This window comes from Shewanella sp. 30m-14 (assembly GCF_052977125.1).
Map to the genome: position 1 here is coordinate 51,933 of NZ_JBRILW010000018.1, position 21,095 is coordinate 73,027.

Consider the following 21,095-nt stretch of genomic DNA (forward strand, 5'->3'; position numbering starts at 1 on the left):
ACCCCTTTACAGGATAAGAATTCGTTATTTATGCCCCCATGGCACTGGTGGCAATGCCACTGGCTTGCTCAGATCAAAATCGACTCTAAAATCACGATTTTCACGAGTTAAACGGTAAGTAAATTCTTGCGGCTTGACGTACATGTGCCACACGTTAGTCACCGACACATCTAAAGCATTTTCTCTAAAGTTGTTAATCGAGTAAGCATCGACGGGGAATGACTGCTCAGTAGCGATGCCCATATTGGCTGTCATACCACCATACATAGTCACCTTGTCTTCAGATCCATCTTTATGACGGTGATCATGAGCTAAATGCAGGCCATAAGGCGTTTTAGTTATCACCCAAGTACGAGAGTGGTCATCACCCACATGAAATGGCACCTTAAGTACTGTATCGCTGCATTCACGCACATGCATAACAAGCTTCTTGCCACTAAATGCCGAGTCTGCGCTATTGCCCGCAGTAACAGTTCCTTCAAACGCTTTGCCACAATGAGCAGCGAGATTATCGAAAAAAGCAGCCTGTTCTGAGGTCACTGCCATTGCAGGCAATGCAAAGCCACTCGCCGCTAACAGGGCCATTTGTGAGTATTTTATTGTTTTCATTATTATCTCCGATGATTTGTGACTAACACTATCACAAAGAGATAAATTTTAGCTGAAAGCTTAAAGTCTTTATAAATCAAGCTGTGCCTTGGTTTTAGCGCAATTAACGAATATAAGACAGCGCTCAACCTCTAAACATGGCGTATACTCGCGCGACATTTTTCAGTATCACTAAAAGCTCAACCCCTCATGAGTAAGTACACAGTTCCAACCTTCTCGCTCGCAATGTTACATCCCAAATATTGGGGTGTATTACTCATCGTTAGCCTTAGCTTTCTTTGCAGTCTGTTGCCTTATGCGATTCAAATACGCTTAGGTAAGCTTGTTGGCCGTATTGTCATCGGCTTTATGAAGAAGCGCCAGCACACCATTAAGCGCAATCTTGAACTGTGCTTTCCAGATATGGGTGACGCTGAGCGCGATAACTTAATCAAACTGAATATTGAAAACACCGGCTTAGCCCTATTAGAAACCGGTATGGCTTGGTTTTGGTCGAATGAACGTATTGCTAAACACACCACTGTAGTTGGCATGGAGCATATCGACAAACTAAAGGCTGAAGGTCGTGGTGCACTGCTAATTGCCGTGCACTCACTCAACCTTGAGCTTAGTGGCCGCGCATTTGGCCAATATGCAAAGGGCATGGCGGTATACCGCCCTAACAACAATCCATGTTTTGATTACTTCCAGCTAAAAGGACGTTCGCAAGGTGGGCATACGTTGATTCATCGCAAGAACGTCAAGTTTATGCTGGAAGCGCTCAATGATGGTGCCTTCATGTGGTATGCACCGGATCATGACTATGGTCGCCGTCGTTCGACTTTTGCGCCGTTATTCGCAGTTGAAAATGCTTGTACTACCACTGGCACCAGTTTGTTAGCGGATAACACCAACTGCGCCATAGTGCCTGTTGTTTTTGTACGTAACAACGACAGTGGCCACTACACTCTCACTATAAAAGAACCAATGATAGATAAGTTTCCTAAGGGAGATGAACACGCGGGCGCGTGCTTTATTAATAAGATTGTTGAAGAGTCAATTATGGCTAAGCCAAGCCAATATATGTGGCTACATAGGCGCTTTAAGAACCGCCCTGATGGCGAAAGCTCTTTGTATTAACCAGTGAAGCCTCTCTGTATCAATGCTTCACTAATCAAACCAGGCTGACGACTTTTCGGCGGCTTGGTTTTTGACATCATCATCGATATACATAGATACCATAGCCAGCGCAGCAGCTAATGCCCCGAGATCATCGGAAAATCCCAGTATAGGGGTTAAGTCTGGAATTGCATCAATCGGCGAGATAAAGTAAGCCAAGGCACCAAAAATCACCGTCTTCGCCCACTTAGGCGTATCTGGTCGCTTGGCGGCATAATATAAACACAGCGCATTATCTATCACTTCACGTCCGGCTTTTTTGGCAAACATTTTCACCTTCAGCCAAAAGCTCTCATCGCTATAATCGTTTGTGTCATTCGTTTCTTGAGTCATGATCCAGCCCAAAAAAATAAGGGAATATCCTTGATATTCCCTTATTTTAGTTTAATTAGCTACAGCAAGCTTATCGCTGATGCTTTGGACAGTTGAGTGTCCCAAGCGTTGTTTTACTCTGGGTGCGTTACCTTTGGTGTTTCGGCGTGGTTCCCCAAGCATTCTTTTTAGGCGGTCGCTTGGCAGCGGCTTTATTTGAATTTGGATTTCCCTGACCACCTGTTTTAGCGCCTTGCTTAGCCGTGCTAGCGTTCGCCGCTTTGCTCTGGCCTGACTTATTCTGACTCGGCTTACTCTGAGCAGATTTACCCTGCCCAGACTTCCGGTCATCAAACTGATCAGCAGAGAAACGGGTAAAGGCTTTTTTACCTTTACCGTCATCTTTAGTATTGAGCTTCTTATTGTTGCGGTTCGCTTCACGCTCCTGACGCGTCTCTACTGGCACTAAGCAAGATGGGCCATTACCAATTAACTTTTCTTTACCCATATCGATAAGCGCTTCACGAATAAGCGGCCAGCCTGCTGGGTCATGATAACGCAACAAAGCTTTATGTAACTTACGCTGGCGGCCTTTTTTCGGTACCGAAACCTGTTCGCTGTTGTGCTTCACATTTTTAAGTGAGTTCAGCTCGGTATGGTAAATCGTCGTTGCGTTTGCCATGGGTGATGGATAGAAGTTCTGCACTTGATCCAGCTTGAACTTTTCGCCTTTCAGCCATAGCGCCAAATTCACCATATCTTCATTGGTGGTGCCTGGATGCGCCGAGATAAAGTAAGGGATCAAATACTGCTTTTTCCCCGCCTCTTTTGAGTACTTATCGAAAAGTTCTTTAAACTTATCGTAAGTGCCCATTCCCGGCTTCATCATCTTATTGAGCGGTCCCTCTTCGGTATGCTCTGGAGCAATCTTCAGGTAGCCACCCACGTGATGGGTTGCCAGCTCTTTAACGTAGCGCGGATCTTCAGTGGCTAAGTCATAGCGCACCCCAGAGGCAATCAATACCTTTTTAATCCCTGGTACATCTCGAGCGGCGCGATACAAGTCGATAGTCGCTTGATGATCGGTATCTAAATGACCACAAATTGACGGGAATACGCAAGATAAACGACGACAAGTGCTTTCAGCTTTAACACTAGAACAGCCTAAGCGATACATGTTGGCCGTTGGGCCACCCAGATCGGAGATCACCCCGGTAAATCCAGGCACTTTATCTTGAATGTCTTTAATTTCTTTAACGATCGAATCCTGAGAACGACTTTGAATAATTCGCCCTTCATGCTCGGTGATAGAACAGAAAGAACAGCCACCAAAGCAGCCACGCATAATATTGATTGAGGTCTTAATCATGTCGTAGGCAGGAATTTTTTCTTTGCCATAAGATGGATGCGGCACGCGCTGATAAGCTAAATCAAATACGCCATCCATCTCATCAGTATTCAGCGGCCATGCCGGTGGGTTAACCCAAATGGCACGCTCGGCATGCTTTTGAAATAACGCGCGCGCACAACCGGGATTTTGCTCCTGATGCAAAATACGCGAGGCATGGGCATACAAAAACTTATCTTCAGATACTTTTTCATAGCTAGGCAGTAAGACATAAGTCTTCTCCCAAGGCTTAGGTCTGGCAGGTTGGATACTGATCGCCTTTGGCGCATCATTATCGAATATTTTCTCATCCGTTGGGCCCGACAGGTTTTTACAACCGACATCATCGGCACCATACGGGTTAGGAATTGGATCGATTTTATGTAGTTGATCGATTTTTCGTGAATCCATGCCCTTCCACTCAGGCAAAGGCTCTTTACGAATAACTGTCGTGCCGCGAATATCATGCAGCTCAGAGATAGGCTCGCCAGCGGCTAAACGGTGTGACAACTCCACCAAAGGTCGCTCAGCATTACCGTAAACCAAGATATCTGCTTTGGCGTCTAAAATAACGCTACGACGCACTTTATCGGACCAATAATCGTAGTGAGCGATACGGCGCAAGCTCGCTTCGATACCGCCAATCACCACAGGCACATTCTTAAAGGCTTCCTTACAGCGCTGGGTGTAAACCGTTACGGCACGATCGGGGCGTTTACCGCCAATATTTCCTGCGGTATAGGCATCATCATGACGCATACGCCGCTCGGCCGTATAGCGGTTGATCATCGAGTCCATGTTACCGGCGGTCACACCAAAATAGAGGTTAGGCTTACCTAACTTCATAAAGTCTTCTTTGTTTGACCAATCAGGTTGGGCAATAATCCCGACTCTAAAGCCTTGCGCTTCGAGCATGCGGCCAATTACTGCCATACCAAAGCTTGGATGATCCACGTACGCATCGCCGGTGACGATAATGATGTCGCAACTATCCCAGCCTAGCTTAGCCATCTCTTTGCGAGACATAGGCAAGAAGGGCGCTGGGCGAGTAAGCTCAGGGCGATACTTTGGAAAGGTAAATAACGTGGATTCTACTTGCATGGATTAGGCAGCCTAACTGAAATACAAAAATTACGCAGATTTCGCGCCCCACGTTACTCTCACGTTGGGGACGCGGAGTATAACAGGCTCCGCCTGCAAGGTGTGACTAAAAAAGCATCAAGTTGATGCTTTTTTTAGTATAGCCCCTTATCCCATAATTTGGCTGTGGGTATTATTCAGCCTGACTTTACAGTGTACTGAAGTCGATACAATAAGGCTTATTAGCTTTTGGCTGACATTGACTAAGCGCTATAAACTGGAGATAAAAGTCAGTAAATTTGCCAGCACTAGAGCTAACATCACAGCCCAAGTTAACAAGACGCCCCAAAAACGACCGAAATGATAACCGCCTCGCCCCTGAGTTAACCCAATTGCATGCAGCAAACGAGCAACAATCCATACCGTGCCAAATACGTAAAGTAATAGCGCACCGGTGCCATTCATCTCTGCAACCACGAACAGCAACAAAGTAATAGGCGCGTTTTCCAATAAATTAGCGTGCACTCTTTGCGCCAATTCAAGTGACTCATTACCCGCACTACCGAGACCAATTTTATGTCTGCGCCTCAGTTTTATTACCCTAAAAGAGAGCGCAATCGTTAACAGTGCAGTAAGGCTGATAAACAAAGCGGATATAGCAAGTGGCATACGTTGACCTATTCAGTAGCAAGCAAAACCACAGCATTACAATTATCGAACATTATGTAAAATAAATGGCAACCTTTTTAGCTCAAATAGGTTAAGATGCGCTCGTCAAAACAGGGCAAATAAACATCTGTATAGAACAAACGATAAAAACAATATAAGCATCTGTTTAATAAAAATAAATAATCCTGAAGTCACCTACAGCGAAGCAAGATTGTGGATAATCGAGAATTTTTAGAAAAGCGCCGTTTCATCATCCGGCTCGGTAAAGCACTGCATAAATTTGGTACGCCAGCCTATCGCCTAGAGACTCACCTACAAGGTGTTTCTAACGTGCTTGGCATTGAAGGTTACTTCTTGATCTCGCCAACCGCGATGACCTTTGTGTTACAACACGACGAAGACCAAGAGTATAACCACGTCGCCAGAGTGAAGCCCGGTGAGCTAGATCTGGGCTCATTAGCCAGAACCGACGAACTGGTTGAAGAACTCATGTCTGGTCAGCGCACACTCAGTGAAGCGCTTGAACGCCTAGAAGAGATCTCCAATAAACCTAACCCATACGGTACCAAACTAACCCTACTCGCCTTTGGTGTATCGGCAGGTGCCTTTGCCATGCTAATGGGCACGAGTTGGAACGATGCTTTTTGGTCTAGCATGTTAGGCCTGATGGTTTACGGTTTAGTTTATCGCGCCGAACGTTCTAAACGTATGGCAGAAATGCTTGAGCCCCTTGCCGCGATCCTCTGCGCTATTGCAGCCTTCGCTATCGCACGCGTCGACCCTTCGGTTAATATCCCTGTGGTGATCTTGTCCGGCATTATTATCTTTATTCCCGGCCTTGCCCTCACTTTGGGGCTAGCTGAACTCGCCGCGCGTGACCTTATCTCAGGTACGGCAAGGGTGATGGATGCCTTCATGCTGCTATTTAAGCTCTATTTCGGGGTGATCCTCGGCATGGCCATTGGCAAGGCGTTATTTGGCGAGACAAGCTATATTCCTCCTGAAGCACTACCTCAATGGGCGACATTTATCTCAGTGCCAATCTTATCTACGGCACTGGTTGTTATCTTTAAAGCCAGAATAAAAGACTCCCCCTGGGGCATATTAGCTGGCATTGTCGCTTTTTTCTCGGCGATATTGGGCGGGATTTACTTTGGCGAATCGATTGGTATTTTCTTTGGTGCATTAGCCGTCGGCGTATACTCCAACTTGTTTTCTCGTTGGATGAAGGCACCCGCTTCTATCGCATTATTGCAAGGCATAGTGATCTTAGTACCTGGTAGTAAAACCTATATCGGCCTTAATACCTTAATTCTCGGTGAGACCATCTTTAACCAATCTCATTTGGGGATACAGATTTTTTTAATTTTTATGTCCATTATTGCAGGCTTAATTTTTGCCAACGTTGCCGTTCCGCCAAGGCGTACCTTGTAAGCGCTAGCAGCAATAATCACCAAAGAAAGAGCGCTTAAAGGCGCTCTTTTTTATTGCGCTAAATCATTTTCTGATTAAGTAAAACTGCCTGTTATGACTTGACTAATCTACACTTACGCTGTGTTATAGTTTTGTTACACCTTAGCCGCTATTAATTCTCGCCAAGGAGTAGAGTGACATAATGAAGCGGGTTTTCAGCATCACCTTAGTGTTCTTTTTTAGCATCCAGATGGATGTTGCTTCGGCTGAAAATAAAACTGCAGTTCCTGATAACAACCACGCTGAAGATTACGAGCAAAAAAAACCGACCAAGAATATTGTGATCAAGAGTAACGATATTTTTGATCTCTCCGACCCCGATACTTTTTTCATTCATCGTTGGGCTAACTACCTACATATTAACACCCGAGACTCAGTGATCCGCGACAAACTTAGCTTTTCAGAAGGAAATGAAGTCAGCCAAAAGGACCTAGACGAAGCACAACGTATATTGCGCTCACAGGCCTATATTCGTGACGCTAAAATTAGTTACTCGAAGCCCGCTCCCGATGCAGACCTTGCTGATGAAGGCGAAAATATCTTAGTCGAAACTTGGGATAACTGGTCACTGTTACCCACCTTTAGTGCCAGTCGTAGCGGCGGTGAAAATAAGTTTTCCATCGGTATCAAAGAGGATAACTTACTCGGCTACGGTATTCGTACTCGTATCAAATATCAGTCAAATGCCGACAGAACGGGTTACAAATTTGGGGTTGAGGCACCATTTAACTACATAAAATACGCCACTATTGCCGCAGACTTTTACGATAATAGCGATGGTCAGGCTAAACATGTTTATTTTAATAAACCATTTTATACCTTAGATGGCAGCCATATGTATTCCGCCGAATACCTAGATGATCTCCGTGTCGATACCCTTAAACAAAACGGGATGGATATTAATGAGTTTCAGCACTCCGTTTTCTACAATAATGCCCGTTTTGGCTGGCTGATAAACCACAATAGCGAAGAAGTTTCTAGGTTTATTACCGGGATAACTCAAGACCAGCACGAGTTTAACCATATCGATAGCTACCCCACCTCTGAGCTACCGCAAGATAGGAATTTTCTCTATCCATGGCTTGCTTATCAGTACTTAGAAGATGATTTTAAAGTCCTCAAGAATGTGCATTTAATTAATTATAACGAGGACTTTAACTTTGGTTGGCAACATTACTTTAAGCTGGGTATTGAAACCCGAGACCTAAACGACAGTTCACCGATTGGCTACCACGTTAACTGGCAATCGAATCGCGGTTACCAAGGTAAGGATCAACTGATTTTATTTGAGATGGATGGTGAAGGCGTATTTGCCACCCGCCAAAAAGATTTCTATAAACTCAATGTCGCCGCCGAGTATTTTTATCATATTAGTCCCAAGTGGACTGCCTATTCAAAGCTCAGATTAAGCACCTCACAAAATAACTACTTGGATGAACCTTTTGCTCTTGGCGATGACACTGGGGTTCGTGGCTACCCCAATGATTACCAATATGGTGACAATCAATGGGCCTTTACCGCAGAGATAAGAAACTATCCTAATATCAATTTATACCAATTAGCGGAACTCGGTTGGGCCGTATTTACCGATGTAGGTCATGCATTTGGTGGTGACGATGAAAATAACGCAGTATCTTCCCCCATCGGCAGCGTTGGTATTGGTGCAAGGATTTACTCATCAAAATCAAGCTACGGTAATGTCGCTCATATTGATATAAGTATGCCATTCACCTCCGGGGTTGAAGTGAATAGTTGGGAATGGCGCTTTCAGGTGAAAAATCGCTTTTAAGCGCCCTATCGAGCCAACAATTAGGCGTTACTTAGTGTCATAAAATGCTTCAATTTTTTCTTTAATGTCATTCTTCGGCTCATTATTTTCAAACTTATCGTTCCGCTTTATTTGCGCTTTCATCATTGCTCACCAAGTGTCGAGACAGAATCAAACCCTACTTCAACTTTGCCCATTGTCGAACTCACTTGTAGGCCTTGAGCAAAATCAATCAAACCAACATGTAAAATCAACAATTCGACTTAATTTATAGTCGTCTCAGTTAAACAGCAATATTCGCGGTTAATGGCTGTGCCCCTGAGAAAAGTTAATCATCATCACACCAACGGCCACCAGCGCCATACCAACCCAAGCTGTCATATCTAAGTGTTGACGATAAAATAGCGCCGACAATAAAGTCACAGTAACAATGGCCAACCCCGCCCAAAGCGCATGCACTACACCAACAGGCATGCCCTTCATCGCTTGGCCTAAAAAGATAAAAGCAGTTAAGTGGCCTAAAAGCACTAGTGCAGCTGGCAATGGCTTACTAAAGCCATCGGTAGCTTTTAACGCCACATGAGACAAGGCTTCTGCCACTACACCCAGTAAAAGAAACATCCAACTCATTTTATTACCTTAATTGTGCTCCGCAATTGTTTGCAAAGGCGTTAAAAATCAATATCCGTATTATATTTACCGGATAAATAATGATAATCCCCCTTCAATACAAATCACTTTTGCTCTTGGGTAATAATCTTTATAAAGGTAATAGAAAAGCCGCCCTATTGGCGGCTTATAGCGTCGGTATTTCGGGTGAAAATTGCGCTTTACTTCGCTAAATGCTCGGCATGAAAACGTAAGTGGTTTTCAATGAAGCTAGAGATGAAGTAATAGCTATGATCATAACCTTCTTGCATATTTAGCGTTAGCGGGTAGCCGCTCATTTTAGCTGCCGCCTCTAGTACTTCTGGCTTTAACTGCTCGATAAGAAAGTCATCAGCCTCACCTTGATCAACTAAAGCTGGCACAAATTCAGTCGCTTTACGCATCAATAGGCTGGCATCGTAATCAACCCAAGTTGTGGTATCACGGCCTAGATAGGCTGTTAGTGCCTTTTTGCCCCAAGGGCAATTTACTGGATTTGCAATCGGGCTAAATGCCGACACAGATTGATAAGCCTGTGGGTTACGCATCGCAATCACCAACGCACCGTGGCCGCCCATAGAGTGACCCGCAATAGAGCGCTTATCACTCACCGGGAACATAGATTCAATAAGCGCAGGCAATTCATTAACCACATAATCGTACATGCGGTAATGGCGATTCCAAGGTGCTTGGGTAGCATTGACATAAAAGCCCGCGCCTTTACCTAAGTCGTAACCCGCATCATCGGCAACATCATCGCCTCGAGGGCTGGTATCTGGCGCAACAATCGCAATACCCAGCTCAGCAGCCATTCGCTGTGCGCCGGCTTTTTGCATAAAATTTTCATCGGTGCAGGTTAACCCTGACAACCAATAAAGCACGGGAACTTTTTTACCATTTGACGCTTGAGGCGGCAGATAAACCGCAAATCGCATGGCGCAATTTAGGGTTGTAGACTGGTGGCTATATTGCTTATGCCAGCCGCCAAAGCTCTTATTGACACTGATATTTTCAACGGTCATTTAATGCCGACTCCTATAAATTTTTACATCGAGAGCAATCAAGCCTCTTAAAAACAACAAGCGCCCGAAAGCGCTTGTTATTTTATATGACTTAATTACTTGTCGAAGTGGATTACTGTACGAATACTCTTACCTTCGTGCATAAGATCAAATGCTTCGTTAACTTGCTCAAGCGCCATTGTATGAGTAATAAAGTCACTTAACTTGAACTCACCTGCAAGGTAACGCTCAACGTACTCTGGTAATTCAGAGCGGCCTTTAACGCCACCAAATGCACTACCTTTCCAAACACGACCCGTCACTAACTGGAATGGACGCGTTGAGATCTCTTGGCCTGCACCTGCAACACCAATAATCACTGACTCGCCCCAACCTTTATGACAACACTCAAGTGCGCTGCGCATGACGTTAACGTTACCAATACACTCAAATGAGTAATCAACGCCGCCATCAGTCAGCTCAACAATCACATCTTGGATTGGCTTGTCATAGTCTTTAGGGTTAATGCAGTCAGTTGCACCCAATTGACGGGCTAGGTCGAACTTACTTTCGTTGATATCGATAGCAATGATGCGTGACGCTTTAGCCATTGCCGCGCCGATAACCGCTGACAGACCAATGCCACCCATACCGAAGATAGCAACGGTTGCGCCTTCCTCAACTTTAGCGGTGTTCATTACCGCGCCCATACCGGTTGTGACACCACAGCCTAGAAGACAAACTTCTTCAAGTGGCGCTTCAGGGTTGACTTTCGCTAACGAAATTTCAGGTAATACGGTGTACTCAGAGAACGTTGAAGTGCCCATGTAGTGATAGATTATCTGGCCATCTTTAGAGAAACGGCTAGTACCATCTGGCATCAAACCTTTACCTTGAGTTTCACGGATCTTCTGACAAAGGTTAGTCTTACCAGACTTACAGAATTTACATTCGCCACATTCAGGAGTGTAAAGTGGGATAACGTGGTCGCCTACTTTAACGCTAGTGACACCTTCACCGATAGACTCAACAATACCGCCACCTTCATGACCAAGAATACAAGGGAAGATGCCTTCTGGATCGTCGCCCGATAATGTAAATGCGTCGGTGTGACATACGCCAGTGGCGATCATCTTAACGCGCACTTCACCTTTTTGTGGTGGCATTACATCTACGATTTCCATAGATAGTGGCTGGCCAACGGTCCAAGCTACTGCGGCTTTTGATTTGATTGTTTGTGCTGTCATCTTGTATTCCTACTCTTAATAAACTTTTATATACGGCGTGTCACCGCTGTGGGTATGGCAAAGATTATAACGACCTGTTCAATATTGATAATCCCACCAATAGGTAATTAACCTTTACCATATGGTAATAATCTTTAGGAATGTGGCTTCATTATTTACTGAAATGCTTTCTAGGGCTTGAGCTAATTCCAAGTCATGCTATAAATTAATCTCTACTGGTTTTTGCCGCAGCAAATTTAACGTAGCTGGCTATCTTTACTGCCTCGGCGATTAAACAGCTGTTGCTTTGCCTGAGCACCATCGAGTGCATTTTGACAATGAACACAGAGTCGTACACCTGCCACCGCCATACGTCGAGCCTCAGGGATCTGCTCGCCACACTCTTCACAATGTTGCAGGCTAATCCCGCCAACCAGTTTACTTCTAGCGGTTGCCACGGCATCGTCGACACTGCTGTCGATTTGATCTTGCACCGCACCATCTCTTGACCATCCACCAGCCATGTTAGTACCTCTCTATGACAATTCGCGGTTGCTGAGCATAAGTCGATTTAGCAGCCTATTAATCTATAGTCGAAGGCTGGGATTGCGTCTAACAATCCACTGTATTTCGCCCTTGAGTGACCAGCGCGAACTGAGAGCGAAGTCGCTCCAGATATAGACAGTTCCAGATATAAGCAGTCCATGTCACCCGGCTGCAGGTTAGCTAACCTGATTAGCGACAATGACTCACCTTTTGATGAGGCTCATTATATTTATTTCAAATAGAATGATAATTAGCTCTTAATACAAATCTCTTTTACCATACAGTAATAAAGGCTGAGTCAGCTTGTCGCATAAGGAGTCATCATGTTCAATTGGGAAGGTGTGAGTGAGTTTGTCGCCGTTGCTGAAGCAGAAAGCTTTACCAAGGCATCACAAAGATTGGGGATATCAACCGCACAAGTCAGCCGCCAAATTAGTGCACTTGAAACCAGACTGGCCTCTAAGCTGTTTCACCGCACCACCCGCAAGGTATCGGTAACCGAAGTTGGTCGCATCTATTATCAACATTGTCGCCAAGTATTAGATGGCTTAGAAGAAGCCGAGCGTGCAATTACTAATTTGCAGACAAGCCCACGCGGGTTACTCAAAATCACCGCGCCGGTCACCTATGGCGAAATGACCATGGCGCCATTAATTAATGACTTTGCATCGCTCTACCCAGAGCTGGAAGTCAAACTCAATCTAACCAACCAAAAGTTAGACTTAGTTGATGAAGGTTACGATCTGGCGATTCGACTTGGACACTTAGAAGACTCAAGCATGATGGCCAAGAAGCTAAGCAGTCGTACCCAATATGTGTGCGCGTCGCCTAGCTATATCTCAACCTATGGTATTCCGCACTCGCTATCAGAGCTAGATCAGCACAACTGCCTAATCGGCACCATGGATTATTGGCGCTTTCAAGAAAATGGCAAAACCAGAAATGTACGCGTTAGAGGCAGTTTAAGTTGTAATAGTGGCCACGCTTTAGTTGATGCCGCCATTAAAGGCATCGGCATAGTACAATTGCCCGATTATTACGTATTGCCGTTTATTGAGTCAGGCGAGCTAACGCCTTTGCTTGAGCAAAACCGCCAACCAGAAGAGGGGATTTGGGCGCTTTATCCGCAAAATCGCCACCTCTCACCAAAGGTACGTATGCTACTTGATCACTTAAGCCACGGCCTTAAACAAGCCTAGCACTCCCACTATTTTGACCTACACCCCAGAGCGTGGGTCAAAATACATATGACAAAATTCAAGTAAAATGCTTAAAAATCAATAAACAATAATTCCTCACGCAACAATTGTTACCTGTGTGCAAAAGTAATTTACCTTTTGAGCTAATTGTTCCAAAAAGAACGGTAACTATAATGAGCGCCATCTAAAGCCCTGCACTCGGTCATACCTTTCGTATCCCCTTTTAGTCCTAAGGCTCTTATCAAATTACATCGGCATCTGTTGATGCTTAGAGGAATTACTATGTCTCGTATTGTTATTGTTGGTGGCGGCGCAGCAGGCCTTGAAATCGCAAGTATGCTAGGTCGCAGTGTGAATAGCCAAGATGAAGTGATTTTGGTTGAAGGCGAAACCCACCATTATTGGAAGCCGCGGTTTCATGAAATAGCCGCTGGTACCTTTGATACCGATCTTGATAGTCTTTGTTACTTTAGCCATGGAGCTAAAAATGGTTACATGCACTATCAATCCTGGATGACTGACGTTAATCGAGCAGCAAAGAAACTCACCGTACGTAAGCCTAATGGTGAAACAGATACACTCGATTACGACTACCTAATCATCGCCATTGGCGCGATCAGTAATGATTTTGCGACCCAAGGTGCAAAAGAGCACTGCTTGTTCTTAGACACACCAGAACAAGCCCGTGATAGCTGGCACAAAATCAGCAATTTGCTGCGATCAGGTAAAGATTGCAACATCAACATTGTCGGTGCTGGCGCGACGGGTCTAGAGCTCGCAGCAGAGCTTGCCAAAGTAAGTGCAGAACTGAGCGAAAATCCTTATGCAGCATGGCTTAATATCAACTTGATTGAAGCCGCCGATAGAGTATTACCAAACGGCCCAGTTAAAATGTCTGAGCAAGCGCTACTGAGACTTGAGAAATATCAGATTAATGTGATGCTTAATACTCGCATCGCTAGCGTTGAAGCCGATCGTATGCTCACCAGCGACGGCCTAGTGCTCAATGCCGATGTGCAGTTTTGGGCAGCAGGTATTAAAGCCCCTGACTGGCTAAAAGAGATAGGCGGCCTGCAGAGCAACTCGCTTAACCAACTGGTTGTTGAGCAAACGCTTGTTACAACCTTTGATTCATCAATCTTTGCACTCGGTGACTGCGCCGCAATTCCACAAGCAGATGGTAGCCAAGTACCACCTAAAGCTCAGGCAGCTAACCGCGCTGCAGTGCATTTAGCTAAAAACTTAGTCGCCCTATTAGATGGGAAGCCACTCAAACCTTTTGTCTACAACGACGGCGGAATGGTGGTCGCTATCGGGCATAACTTTGCAATTAGCACCATGATGAATGACAGGTTAATCTTAAAAGGCCGCTTAGTGCGCCGCCTCTACGATACGATTTTCCGTTTACATCAAAAAACGGTTAGTGGTTACTTAACCATTTCGCGTTTGATTATTTTCAAACGACTAAAGTGTTTGTTTAAACCCGCTTAAGCAGAACTATTGCAATTACCTGCGTAAATTACAGCTAAAAAAAGCCCGCTTATCTTTCGATAAGCGGTTTTTTTGAATATTAGCCATTAATTTCTAATCTCATACCGCTGACCAACTTTAATCGTGGTGCCAATCATAGTAGAGCCAATAACGCGAGAGCACGAAAGCCAATAGAGTAACCCTGTAAGTGAATAGCCCTATTTGTAGAAAGTAGTTCGAACTCTAAACATATCTAGCAGGTATTTTTTGCCCTACACCACAAAGCAAGATTGCTTAACTGTTAACCACCAAGCAGCTGTGTTAATTTTGATCGATGCTAGCCTTAAATCTGTTGCAAACTAATTTACTAGACTGCAACAAGGCTGCTACCAGAAAAAGTGAAGCACTGCCTCTAGTTTGAACTCTAATGATTAACAGAGACGGCACGTGCGCAAAGGATCGCTAACCTCAAGCACGGAGTTCTTATGAAACGTATACTGTTAATTGGCTGCCTTCTTAGCGGCATAACACATCAAGCCCTAGCCCAAGAACAATGCGGCAAGGTCACTATCGCCGATATGAATTGGAGCTCTGCTTCATTAATCGCTAACGTTGACCGCTTTATTTTACAACATGGCTATGGCTGCGAAGCCGAGTTAACCCCTGGTGATACCATGCCCACCAGCACCTCTATGGTTGAAAAAGGCGAGCCAGACATCGCGCCTGAAATCTGGAGTAACAGCGTTAAAGAGCTTATCGAACAAGCAGTCACTGACAAGCGTTTGGTTATTGCCGGCAAGTCGCTGTCTGATGGCGGTGAAGAGGGGTTTTGGGTGCCGCAGTACATGGTCGACAAAGACCCCAGCCTGAAAACCATTCAGGGAGTGATCGCCAATGTAAAAGCCTTTGAGCATCCAGAAGATCCAGAGCGCGGTGCCTTTTATGGCTGCCCTGCAGGCTGGGGCTGCCAACTCTCTGCAGAAAACCTCTTTCGCGCACTCAAGCTCGGTGATGCTGGGTTTGATCTTATCGATCCCGGTTCAGGAGCCGGTCTAGCGGGCTCGATTGCCCGAGCTTATGAGCGTCAACAACCTTGGTTTGGCTACTATTGGGCGCCCACTGCGGTACTAGGCAAGTACAAAATGGTCAAAGTGGACTTTGGTAGTGGTGTCGATGCAAAAGAATTTAGTGACTGTATCTCTCAAGCAGAGTGTGCCGATCCTAAAGTCACTATGTACCCTGCAGCCTTGGTACAAACAATTACTACCGCAGCATTCGCTAAAAAATCAACGTCTGCATTTGAGTATCTTGGCAAGCGCGCCTTAACCAATGCACAGATGAACCGCTTATTGGCCTGGATGGAAGATAATCAGGCTGATGGCACTATCGCTGCCGAGTACTTCTTAATCAATCATCAAGATATTTGGCTTGAATGGGTTCCCGCAGAGGTGGCCACTAAAGTGAAATTGGCCATAGCCGATCTCTAAAAGTCACTATCAAAGCGAGGCCTGCTAAGCCTCGCTTTTTTATCCTCATCTAGATATCCCTAATAACAATAATAGAGGTCGTAATGGCTGACTTTTCTTGGCTCAGCGAATTTCCGAAAATGGATCGCTCCACTTTGCTGCAGATCCGTAAATATTTAGACGGTGCTTTTCGGGACTTTTCTCGCGAGTACGGCGATGTTATCGAGTCTCTATTCGATCCGCTGCTCGACTTTCTTATCTGGTTTGAAAAGCTGCTTGTGCAGTCGCCATGGTGGGCAGTGCTGCTCTCTATCACCGCTTTGGTTTATGTTGCTAGCCGCTCATGGAAATTATCTTTAGGCGTTGTTATTTCATTTATGCTGATTGGTTATTTTGGCATGTGGCAAGATACCATGCGCACCCTTAGCATCATTACTGTCTGCACCCTATTAGCCATCACATTAGGCGTACCCATTGGTATCTTAATGTCTCGCAGTAATCGAACTCAGGCGGTGGTGACGCCCATTTTGGATGTGATGCAAACCATGCCTGCCTTTGTCTACTTGATCCCCGTGGTCATGCTACTGGGTATTGGCAAAGTCCCCGGCGTTATTGCCGTGGTCATATACGCCATTCCACCTGTTATTCGCCTAACTAACCTAGGGATCCGCCTAGTAGACAAAGAAGTACTAGAAGCGGCGACGGCTTACGGCGCGAATCCGATGCAGCGCTTGCTGGGAGTTCAATTACCACTGGCCTCTCCCACCATTATGGCCGGTATTAACCAGACGATAATGATGGCACTCGGAATGGTGGTTATCGCATCTATGATTGGCGTTAAGGGCTTGGGCCAGCCAGTACTCAAGTTGATCACTAACCAATATTTCACTCTTGGGCTGTTTAACGGTTTGGCTATTGTCGCACTCGCTATCATTTTTGATCGCACCTCGCAGGCCTACGCCAAACGGTCACAAAAACATACGCGAAGTGGCCATCATGAATAACAACTCATCTAAAGAGCCACTCATTCAAATTAGAGATCTTTATAAGGTCTTTGGCAAAAAACCAAACAAGGTTATTCCGCTAGTAAAAGAAGGTTTATCTAAGGATGACATTCTCGCACAAACCGGCCATACCGTCGGCCTTAAAGCCATTAACCTCGACATTCACCAAGGCGAGATTTTTGTGATTATGGGACTATCTGGCTCCGGTAAATCAACCTTAATTCGTCACTTCAATCGATTAATCGATCCTACCGAAGGCCAAATACTGGTTGAAGGCTTGGATGTAATGAAGCTCAATACCAAGCAGCTAGAACTGTTTCGGCGCAGTAAAATGGCCATGGTGTTCCAACGTTTTGGCTTAATGCCCCACAAAAGCGTGCTGGAAAATGTCGGTTATGGCCTAAGTGTACAGGGGGTCGATAAAGCCACTAGAAATGCTAAAGCCAAACAATGGCTGGAAACTGTCGGTTTGAGCGGATATGAAGAGCAGTATCCTTCTCAACTTTCAGGTGGCCAACAACAACGTGTCGGTCTAGCAAGAGCCCTGTGTACCGATGCCGAAATCCTGCTGATGGATGAAGCTTTCTCCGCATTAGATCCACTTATACGCAGTGAGATGCAGGACCAACTGATTGATCTGCAAAAAGAGCTACGTAAAACCATTATCTTTATTACCCATGATCTCGATGAAGCGCTACGCATTGGCGATCGTATCGCCATTCTCAAAGACGGTGAACTGGTTCAAGTCGGTGAGCCAGTCGATATCTTGCTCAACCCTGCTGATAATTATGTAGCGGCTTTTGTCAAAGATGTAAACCGTCCGCGAGCCCTGACAGTTGAAACGGTTATGAAGCCACCCGCATTTCGCCTCACTGCCGACACGATAGGAGAAGCACTTAAACAGATGAAACGCATTCCTGCTAACTATGCCTATTACGTTACCGATGAAGGCTTTCAGGGGGTGGTGTGCCAAGCAGCGCTAGAAGATGCCGTCAAAGCTGATGAACAAGCGCTAATGGAAGACTTCAAGGTAGAAGAGCTAACCCCTATTTCACAAGATGCACTGCTTGAAAGCATTATTCCCGCGACAATGGAGTCTGATTACCCCCTCCCCGTTGTCGATGCCGATGGCGACCTACAAGGCGAACTTTCGCGGACTCACTTAGCCGACGTGCTATCGGATTTCTATAGCGACGCCGACAGCACAGCCAATACAGACCTACAAAAATCAAACTTAACTCATAAGGATAAATGATGATCCGCTACACACTTGCAGCTTCATGTATCGCCCTTGCATTATCCGCGAATGCAAGCGCCACCCCAATTGATGAAGAGCTAGAAGCGTTAAAAGCCCGCATCGAGCAACTTGAGGCTCAGCAGCTTCAGTCTCAACAGCTTGAACCTGAACTGCTCGTCGTCGAAGAGCAGCAAAAGGAACCAGAGAGCAGCGTCAATTTTGGCGGCGCCGTGCGTGTCAATTACACCTATGAAGACTATGATGACGACAATGCTGACCGTGGTGGCGATTTTGATTTTGACCTGTTCCGTATCGATGTGTCAGGCAATTATCAAGACCTAATCTTTTCTGCCCAGTACCGCTGGTTTGAGTACATGAATGTGATTCAGCACGCTTGGATTGGTTACAACTTTGATGACAAACAACAAGGTAAAATTGGTGTCACTCAAGTGCCTTTTGGTATGTTAACTTACGCATCAAACAACTACTTCTTCAGCTCTAACTTCTATCTCGGACTTGAAGATGACCATGATATGGGCTTGAACTACACCTATAAAGGCGATAACAACCAAATTGATTTTGCCTTCTATAAGAATGACGAACAAGGCGGCCTTGATGGCTTTGTCTCAGACCGAACCGATCGTTATGCCTACGATGTTGTTGGTATCCGTTTACCTGGAGAAGGTGTCTATGATGCCCCCAGTGACGGTTACGCTGCAGCTGAGGTGAATACCTTCAATGGTCGTTATGCTCACAATTTGATATTCGATGAGCTCGAAGTTGAACTGGGCGCGTCAATCCAAGCCGGACAGCTTGATATTGCCAATGGCACCGATGGCGATAATGTCGCTGCAGCCATTCACAGCGTGGTTAACTACGATCGCTGGAACGTTAAATTACAGCTGACCGACTACAAATACGATGTCGATGGCATGGATGTAGAACGTATTGTGGTAGCCGCATATCATTTTTACGACTCTATTCCAGCAGAAGCCACGACTTATATCGCCAACGTGGCATACAGCTTACCTGTAGAGATAGGCCCGATATCCAACCTAACCTTCTATAACGATTATTCACTGGTTACCGATAAATCTGCGGCACTGGCTGATACCTTTATGAATGTCACTGGTATGGCTATTGCTGCAGGTGGACTCTATACCTATGTCGACTTTGTTGTTGCAGAGAACCAACCCTTTATCGGCGGCACTATGGTGGGAGATGGCGGCACTAACACCCGCTTTAATATTAACTTCGGTTACTATTTCTAGTCATACTCTTTATACCGACAAACCTGATTTACAGGTAATAAAAAGCCCGCTTACTTTTCGGTAAATGGGCTTTTTATTAAGAGGTGACATTGATATCCGATAAACCCTAACTCTGGTTCAAGAGTGAAATAAATGACTTTTTATCTTTCTTTTCGAACTGCCACTCTAAAGAATTAATCGTTTTAAAAACAAAAGGCCCCACATTTCTGTGAGGCCTTCTGCATCAAAAGGTTGAGTTGGCCGATAAGCCGGGTCCTGTCGTGGACAGTTATTCATCTAGGCCTGCAATCGCTCACAGGCTCAAGCGACCTACCCGGTCCCAACGCGAGCAGCGCCATACGGGACCCTATTTGGTCTTGCTTCGGGTAGAGTTTACCTTGCTACGGACTATTGCTAGCCGCACGGTGCGCTCTTACCGCACCCTTTCACCCTTACCGACTTGATAAATCAAGCAGGCGGTTTCCTCTCTGTTGCACTTGTCGTCGGTTCACACCGCCCAGGCGTTACCTGGTACCCTGCTCTTTGAAGCCCGGACTTTCCTCCCCGTTCTTGCGAACGCGGCAACTGTCTAGCCAACTCGGCGCGGATTATAGCCTAAGCGAGACTAACAAACCAAGGACTTTCACAAATACCGTCTTCGCACGCACAATATTTAAAGGCCGATGGATAAACCATGTTTATAAAGTGCGTTCTTTTTAATATCGTAAATCTGTCCCGCTACGGCGGCAGCTTTTTTCAAAGGCAGCTCTTCGCACAGTAATTTAAGCGTGTTTATCACTGTTGGCGAGAACTCTAACTCTTCATCGCTGCGATGGCCGTGACACATCAACACGATTTCGCCGCGTTGCTGATTGGGATCATCTTTTACTGTTTGCAGTACTTCACCAGCGGGACCTGACAGGAAGGTCTCAAAAGTTTTAGTCACTTCACGCGCCATCACAATTTCACGATCGCTACCTAACGCTTCAACCAGTGACTCTAGGCTGTGCACAATACGATGCGGTGATTCATAAAAAATTAACGTGCGAGGATCATCTTTCAGTGCGGTAAGTTTATCAAATCTCGCTTTCTCTTTTGAGGGTAAGAAACCTTCAAACGAGAAACGATCAGAAGGTAAACCGGAAGCACTTAATGCCGTAATCGCAGCACATGGTCCGGGCAGTGGGATCACATTAAATCCTGCTTCACGCACTTGTTTAACTAAGTGGTAGCCAGGATCTGAGATCAGCGGTGTGCCAGCATCGGAGATCAATGCTACCGCTTCACCATTACCCAGCTTTTGAATGATCCACTGCGCTCTATCACGTTCATTGTGATCGTGAAGCGCAGTTTTTCGAGTTTCAATACCGAAGTGACTCAGTAATTTTCCACTATGACGGGTATCTTCACAGGCAATAAGTGATACTTGGTTAAGTACCTCTATTGCACGGCTACTGATGTCCCCTAGGTTCCCAATTGGTGTGGGAACAATGTAAAGCGCGACCGACAGGTCCATAACTACCTCTGTATTGAGTGTTGGCAAGAGTTTCTAACAATACTTTCGCCAAGCGGAAGAGCAGGTTAAACTATTA

Annotated in this window: 18 protein-coding genes and 1 other RNA gene; 9 read left to right on the forward strand and 10 right to left on the reverse strand. The window is 45.5% G+C overall.

Annotated elements, in window-relative coordinates; genetic code table 11:
- Positions 1-24: 24 nt before the first annotated feature.
- Positions 25-609 (reverse strand): hypothetical protein, encoded by a 585-nt coding sequence (locus tag ACVBIU_RS13910; protein ID WP_447161815.1) that lies wholly within the window; start codon positions 607-609, stop codon positions 25-27.
- Positions 610-798: 189 nt separating this feature from the next.
- On the opposite strand from ACVBIU_RS13910, the gene lpxL reads away from it, so the two are divergent.
- The gene (gene lpxL, locus ACVBIU_RS13915) at positions 799-1,728 is read left to right on the forward strand and encodes an LpxL/LpxP family Kdo(2)-lipid IV(A) lauroyl/palmitoleoyl acyltransferase (protein WP_447161816.1); all 930 of its coding nucleotides are present in this window, start codon (positions 799-801) and stop codon (positions 1,726-1,728) included.
- Between the two features lie 30 nt (positions 1,729-1,758).
- Here the strand turns inward: lpxL and ACVBIU_RS13920 are convergent, their stop codons facing one another.
- From ACVBIU_RS13920 to ACVBIU_RS13930, 3 genes are all read right to left on the reverse strand, one after another.
- The gene (locus tag ACVBIU_RS13920; RefSeq protein WP_447164026.1) at positions 1,759-2,100 is read right to left on the reverse strand and encodes a YkvA family protein; all 342 of its coding nucleotides are present in this window, start codon (positions 2,098-2,100) and stop codon (positions 1,759-1,761) included.
- Between the two features lie 127 nt (positions 2,101-2,227).
- Positions 2,228-4,567, reverse strand: a complete 2,340-nt coding sequence (locus ACVBIU_RS13925; RefSeq protein ID WP_447164027.1) for a YgiQ family radical SAM protein — start codon at positions 4,565-4,567, stop codon at positions 2,228-2,230.
- Between the two features lie 249 nt (positions 4,568-4,816).
- Positions 4,817-5,215 carry an MAPEG family protein gene (locus tag ACVBIU_RS13930; RefSeq protein ID WP_447161819.1) on the reverse strand — a complete coding sequence of 133 codons (399 nt, stop codon included), beginning with the start codon at positions 5,213-5,215 and terminating at the stop codon, positions 4,817-4,819.
- Between the two features lie 213 nt (positions 5,216-5,428).
- Here ACVBIU_RS13930 and ACVBIU_RS13935 point away from each other — a divergent pair, with 213 nt between their 5' ends.
- Both ACVBIU_RS13935 and ACVBIU_RS13940 read left to right on the forward strand, forming a co-directional pair.
- The gene (locus ACVBIU_RS13935; protein ID WP_447164028.1) at positions 5,429-6,649 is read left to right on the forward strand and encodes a threonine/serine ThrE exporter family protein; all 1,221 of its coding nucleotides are present in this window, start codon (positions 5,429-5,431) and stop codon (positions 6,647-6,649) included.
- 229 nt (positions 6,650-6,878) lie between these two features.
- Complete coding sequence (locus ACVBIU_RS13940; protein WP_447164050.1) at positions 6,879-8,477, forward strand: ShlB/FhaC/HecB family hemolysin secretion/activation protein; 1,599 nt, start codon at positions 6,879-6,881, stop codon at positions 8,475-8,477.
- Positions 8,478-8,759: 282 nt separating this feature from the next.
- Here ACVBIU_RS13940 and ACVBIU_RS13945 read toward each other — a convergent pair whose 3' ends face one another.
- The 4 genes from ACVBIU_RS13945 to ACVBIU_RS13960 all read right to left on the reverse strand — a co-directional run bounded on the left by ACVBIU_RS13945 (position 8,760) and on the right by ACVBIU_RS13960 (position 11,855).
- Positions 8,760-9,086: a DMT family transporter gene (locus tag ACVBIU_RS13945; RefSeq protein WP_447164029.1), complete on the reverse strand. Its 327-nt coding sequence runs from the start codon at positions 9,084-9,086 to the stop codon at positions 8,760-8,762.
- A gap of 200 nt (positions 9,087-9,286) precedes the next feature.
- Positions 9,287-10,126, reverse strand: coding sequence for an S-formylglutathione hydrolase (gene fghA, locus ACVBIU_RS13950; RefSeq protein WP_447164030.1), 840 nt, complete (start codon positions 10,124-10,126; stop codon positions 9,287-9,289).
- Between the two features lie 95 nt (positions 10,127-10,221).
- Positions 10,222-11,352 (reverse strand): S-(hydroxymethyl)glutathione dehydrogenase/class III alcohol dehydrogenase, encoded by a 1,131-nt coding sequence (locus tag ACVBIU_RS13955; RefSeq protein WP_447164031.1) that lies wholly within the window; start codon positions 11,350-11,352, stop codon positions 10,222-10,224.
- A 236-nt stretch (positions 11,353-11,588) separates the two neighbouring features.
- The gene (locus ACVBIU_RS13960; RefSeq protein WP_447164032.1) at positions 11,589-11,855 is read right to left on the reverse strand and encodes a DksA/TraR family C4-type zinc finger protein; all 267 of its coding nucleotides are present in this window, start codon (positions 11,853-11,855) and stop codon (positions 11,589-11,591) included.
- A 345-nt stretch (positions 11,856-12,200) separates the two neighbouring features.
- On the opposite strand from ACVBIU_RS13960, the gene ACVBIU_RS13965 reads away from it, so the two are divergent.
- The 6 genes from ACVBIU_RS13965 to ACVBIU_RS13990 all read left to right on the forward strand — a co-directional run bounded on the left by ACVBIU_RS13965 (position 12,201) and on the right by ACVBIU_RS13990 (position 19,524).
- Positions 12,201-13,076: a LysR substrate-binding domain-containing protein gene (locus tag ACVBIU_RS13965; RefSeq protein WP_447161824.1), complete on the forward strand. Its 876-nt coding sequence runs from the start codon at positions 12,201-12,203 to the stop codon at positions 13,074-13,076.
- Positions 13,077-13,358: 282 nt separating this feature from the next.
- On the forward strand, positions 13,359-14,567 hold the full coding sequence (locus ACVBIU_RS13970) for an NAD(P)/FAD-dependent oxidoreductase (protein ID WP_447164033.1): 1,209 nt from the start codon (positions 13,359-13,361) through the stop codon (positions 14,565-14,567).
- A 464-nt stretch (positions 14,568-15,031) separates the two neighbouring features.
- Positions 15,032-16,033: an ABC transporter substrate-binding protein gene (locus tag ACVBIU_RS13975; RefSeq protein ID WP_447164034.1), complete on the forward strand. Its 1,002-nt coding sequence runs from the start codon at positions 15,032-15,034 to the stop codon at positions 16,031-16,033.
- An 83-nt stretch (positions 16,034-16,116) separates the two neighbouring features.
- Positions 16,117-17,016 (forward strand): ABC transporter permease, encoded by a 900-nt coding sequence (locus ACVBIU_RS13980; RefSeq protein ID WP_447164035.1) that lies wholly within the window; start codon positions 16,117-16,119, stop codon positions 17,014-17,016.
- Positions 17,009-18,271, forward strand: a complete 1,263-nt coding sequence (locus ACVBIU_RS13985) for a quaternary amine ABC transporter ATP-binding protein (RefSeq protein WP_447164036.1) — start codon at positions 17,009-17,011, stop codon at positions 18,269-18,271. The genes ACVBIU_RS13980 and ACVBIU_RS13985 overlap by 8 nt, the downstream gene beginning before the upstream one ends.
- A complete protein-coding gene (locus tag ACVBIU_RS13990) occupies positions 18,271-19,524 on the forward strand; it encodes a carbohydrate porin (protein WP_447164037.1) in 1,254 nt (417 codons plus the stop codon). The genes ACVBIU_RS13985 and ACVBIU_RS13990 overlap by 1 nt, the downstream gene beginning before the upstream one ends.
- Positions 19,525-19,752: 228 nt before the next feature.
- Here ACVBIU_RS13990 and rnpB read toward each other — a convergent pair.
- Positions 19,753-20,104: RNase P RNA component class A (gene rnpB, locus ACVBIU_RS13995), an RNA gene on the reverse strand.
- A 72-nt stretch (positions 20,105-20,176) separates the two neighbouring features.
- A complete protein-coding gene (gene rsmI, locus ACVBIU_RS14000; protein WP_447161830.1) occupies positions 20,177-21,019 on the reverse strand; it encodes a 16S rRNA (cytidine(1402)-2'-O)-methyltransferase in 843 nt (280 codons plus the stop codon).
- Positions 21,020-21,095 lie beyond the last annotated feature (76 nt).

What these genes read in the sequence shown, in the direction of transcription:
- ACVBIU_RS13910 (WP_447161815.1), bottom strand. Translation starts at nt 609, where the DNA reads ATGAAAACAATAAAATACTCACAAATGGCCCTGTTAGCGGCGAGTGGC.
- lpxL (WP_447161816.1), top strand. Translation starts at nt 799, where the DNA reads ATGAGTAAGTACACAGTTCCAACCTTCTCGCTCGCAATGTTACATCCC.
- ACVBIU_RS13920 (WP_447164026.1), bottom strand. Translation starts at nt 2,100, where the DNA reads ATGACTCAAGAAACGAATGACACAAACGATTATAGCGATGAGAGCTTT.
- ACVBIU_RS13925 (WP_447164027.1), bottom strand. Translation starts at nt 4,567, where the DNA reads ATGCAAGTAGAATCCACGTTATTTACCTTTCCAAAGTATCGCCCTGAG.
- ACVBIU_RS13930 (WP_447161819.1), bottom strand. Translation starts at nt 5,215, where the DNA reads ATGCCACTTGCTATATCCGCTTTGTTTATCAGCCTTACTGCACTGTTA.
- ACVBIU_RS13940 (WP_447164050.1), top strand. Translation starts at nt 6,879, where the DNA reads ATGGATGTTGCTTCGGCTGAAAATAAAACTGCAGTTCCTGATAACAAC.
- ACVBIU_RS13945 (WP_447164029.1), bottom strand. Translation starts at nt 9,086, where the DNA reads ATGAGTTGGATGTTTCTTTTACTGGGTGTAGTGGCAGAAGCCTTGTCT.
- fghA (WP_447164030.1), bottom strand. Translation starts at nt 10,126, where the DNA reads ATGACCGTTGAAAATATCAGTGTCAATAAGAGCTTTGGCGGCTGGCAT.
- ACVBIU_RS13955 (WP_447164031.1), bottom strand. Translation starts at nt 11,352, where the DNA reads ATGACAGCACAAACAATCAAATCAAAAGCCGCAGTAGCTTGGACCGTT.
- ACVBIU_RS13960 (WP_447164032.1), bottom strand. Translation starts at nt 11,855, where the DNA reads ATGGCTGGTGGATGGTCAAGAGATGGTGCGGTGCAAGATCAAATCGAC.
- ACVBIU_RS13965 (WP_447161824.1), top strand. Translation starts at nt 12,201, where the DNA reads ATGTTCAATTGGGAAGGTGTGAGTGAGTTTGTCGCCGTTGCTGAAGCA.
- ACVBIU_RS13970 (WP_447164033.1), top strand. Translation starts at nt 13,359, where the DNA reads ATGTCTCGTATTGTTATTGTTGGTGGCGGCGCAGCAGGCCTTGAAATC.
- ACVBIU_RS13975 (WP_447164034.1), top strand. Translation starts at nt 15,032, where the DNA reads ATGAAACGTATACTGTTAATTGGCTGCCTTCTTAGCGGCATAACACAT.
- ACVBIU_RS13980 (WP_447164035.1), top strand. Translation starts at nt 16,117, where the DNA reads ATGGCTGACTTTTCTTGGCTCAGCGAATTTCCGAAAATGGATCGCTCC.
- ACVBIU_RS13985 (WP_447164036.1), top strand. Translation starts at nt 17,009, where the DNA reads ATGAATAACAACTCATCTAAAGAGCCACTCATTCAAATTAGAGATCTT.
- ACVBIU_RS13990 (WP_447164037.1), top strand. Translation starts at nt 18,271, where the DNA reads ATGATCCGCTACACACTTGCAGCTTCATGTATCGCCCTTGCATTATCC.
- rsmI (WP_447161830.1), bottom strand. Translation starts at nt 21,019, where the DNA reads ATGGACCTGTCGGTCGCGCTTTACATTGTTCCCACACCAATTGGGAAC.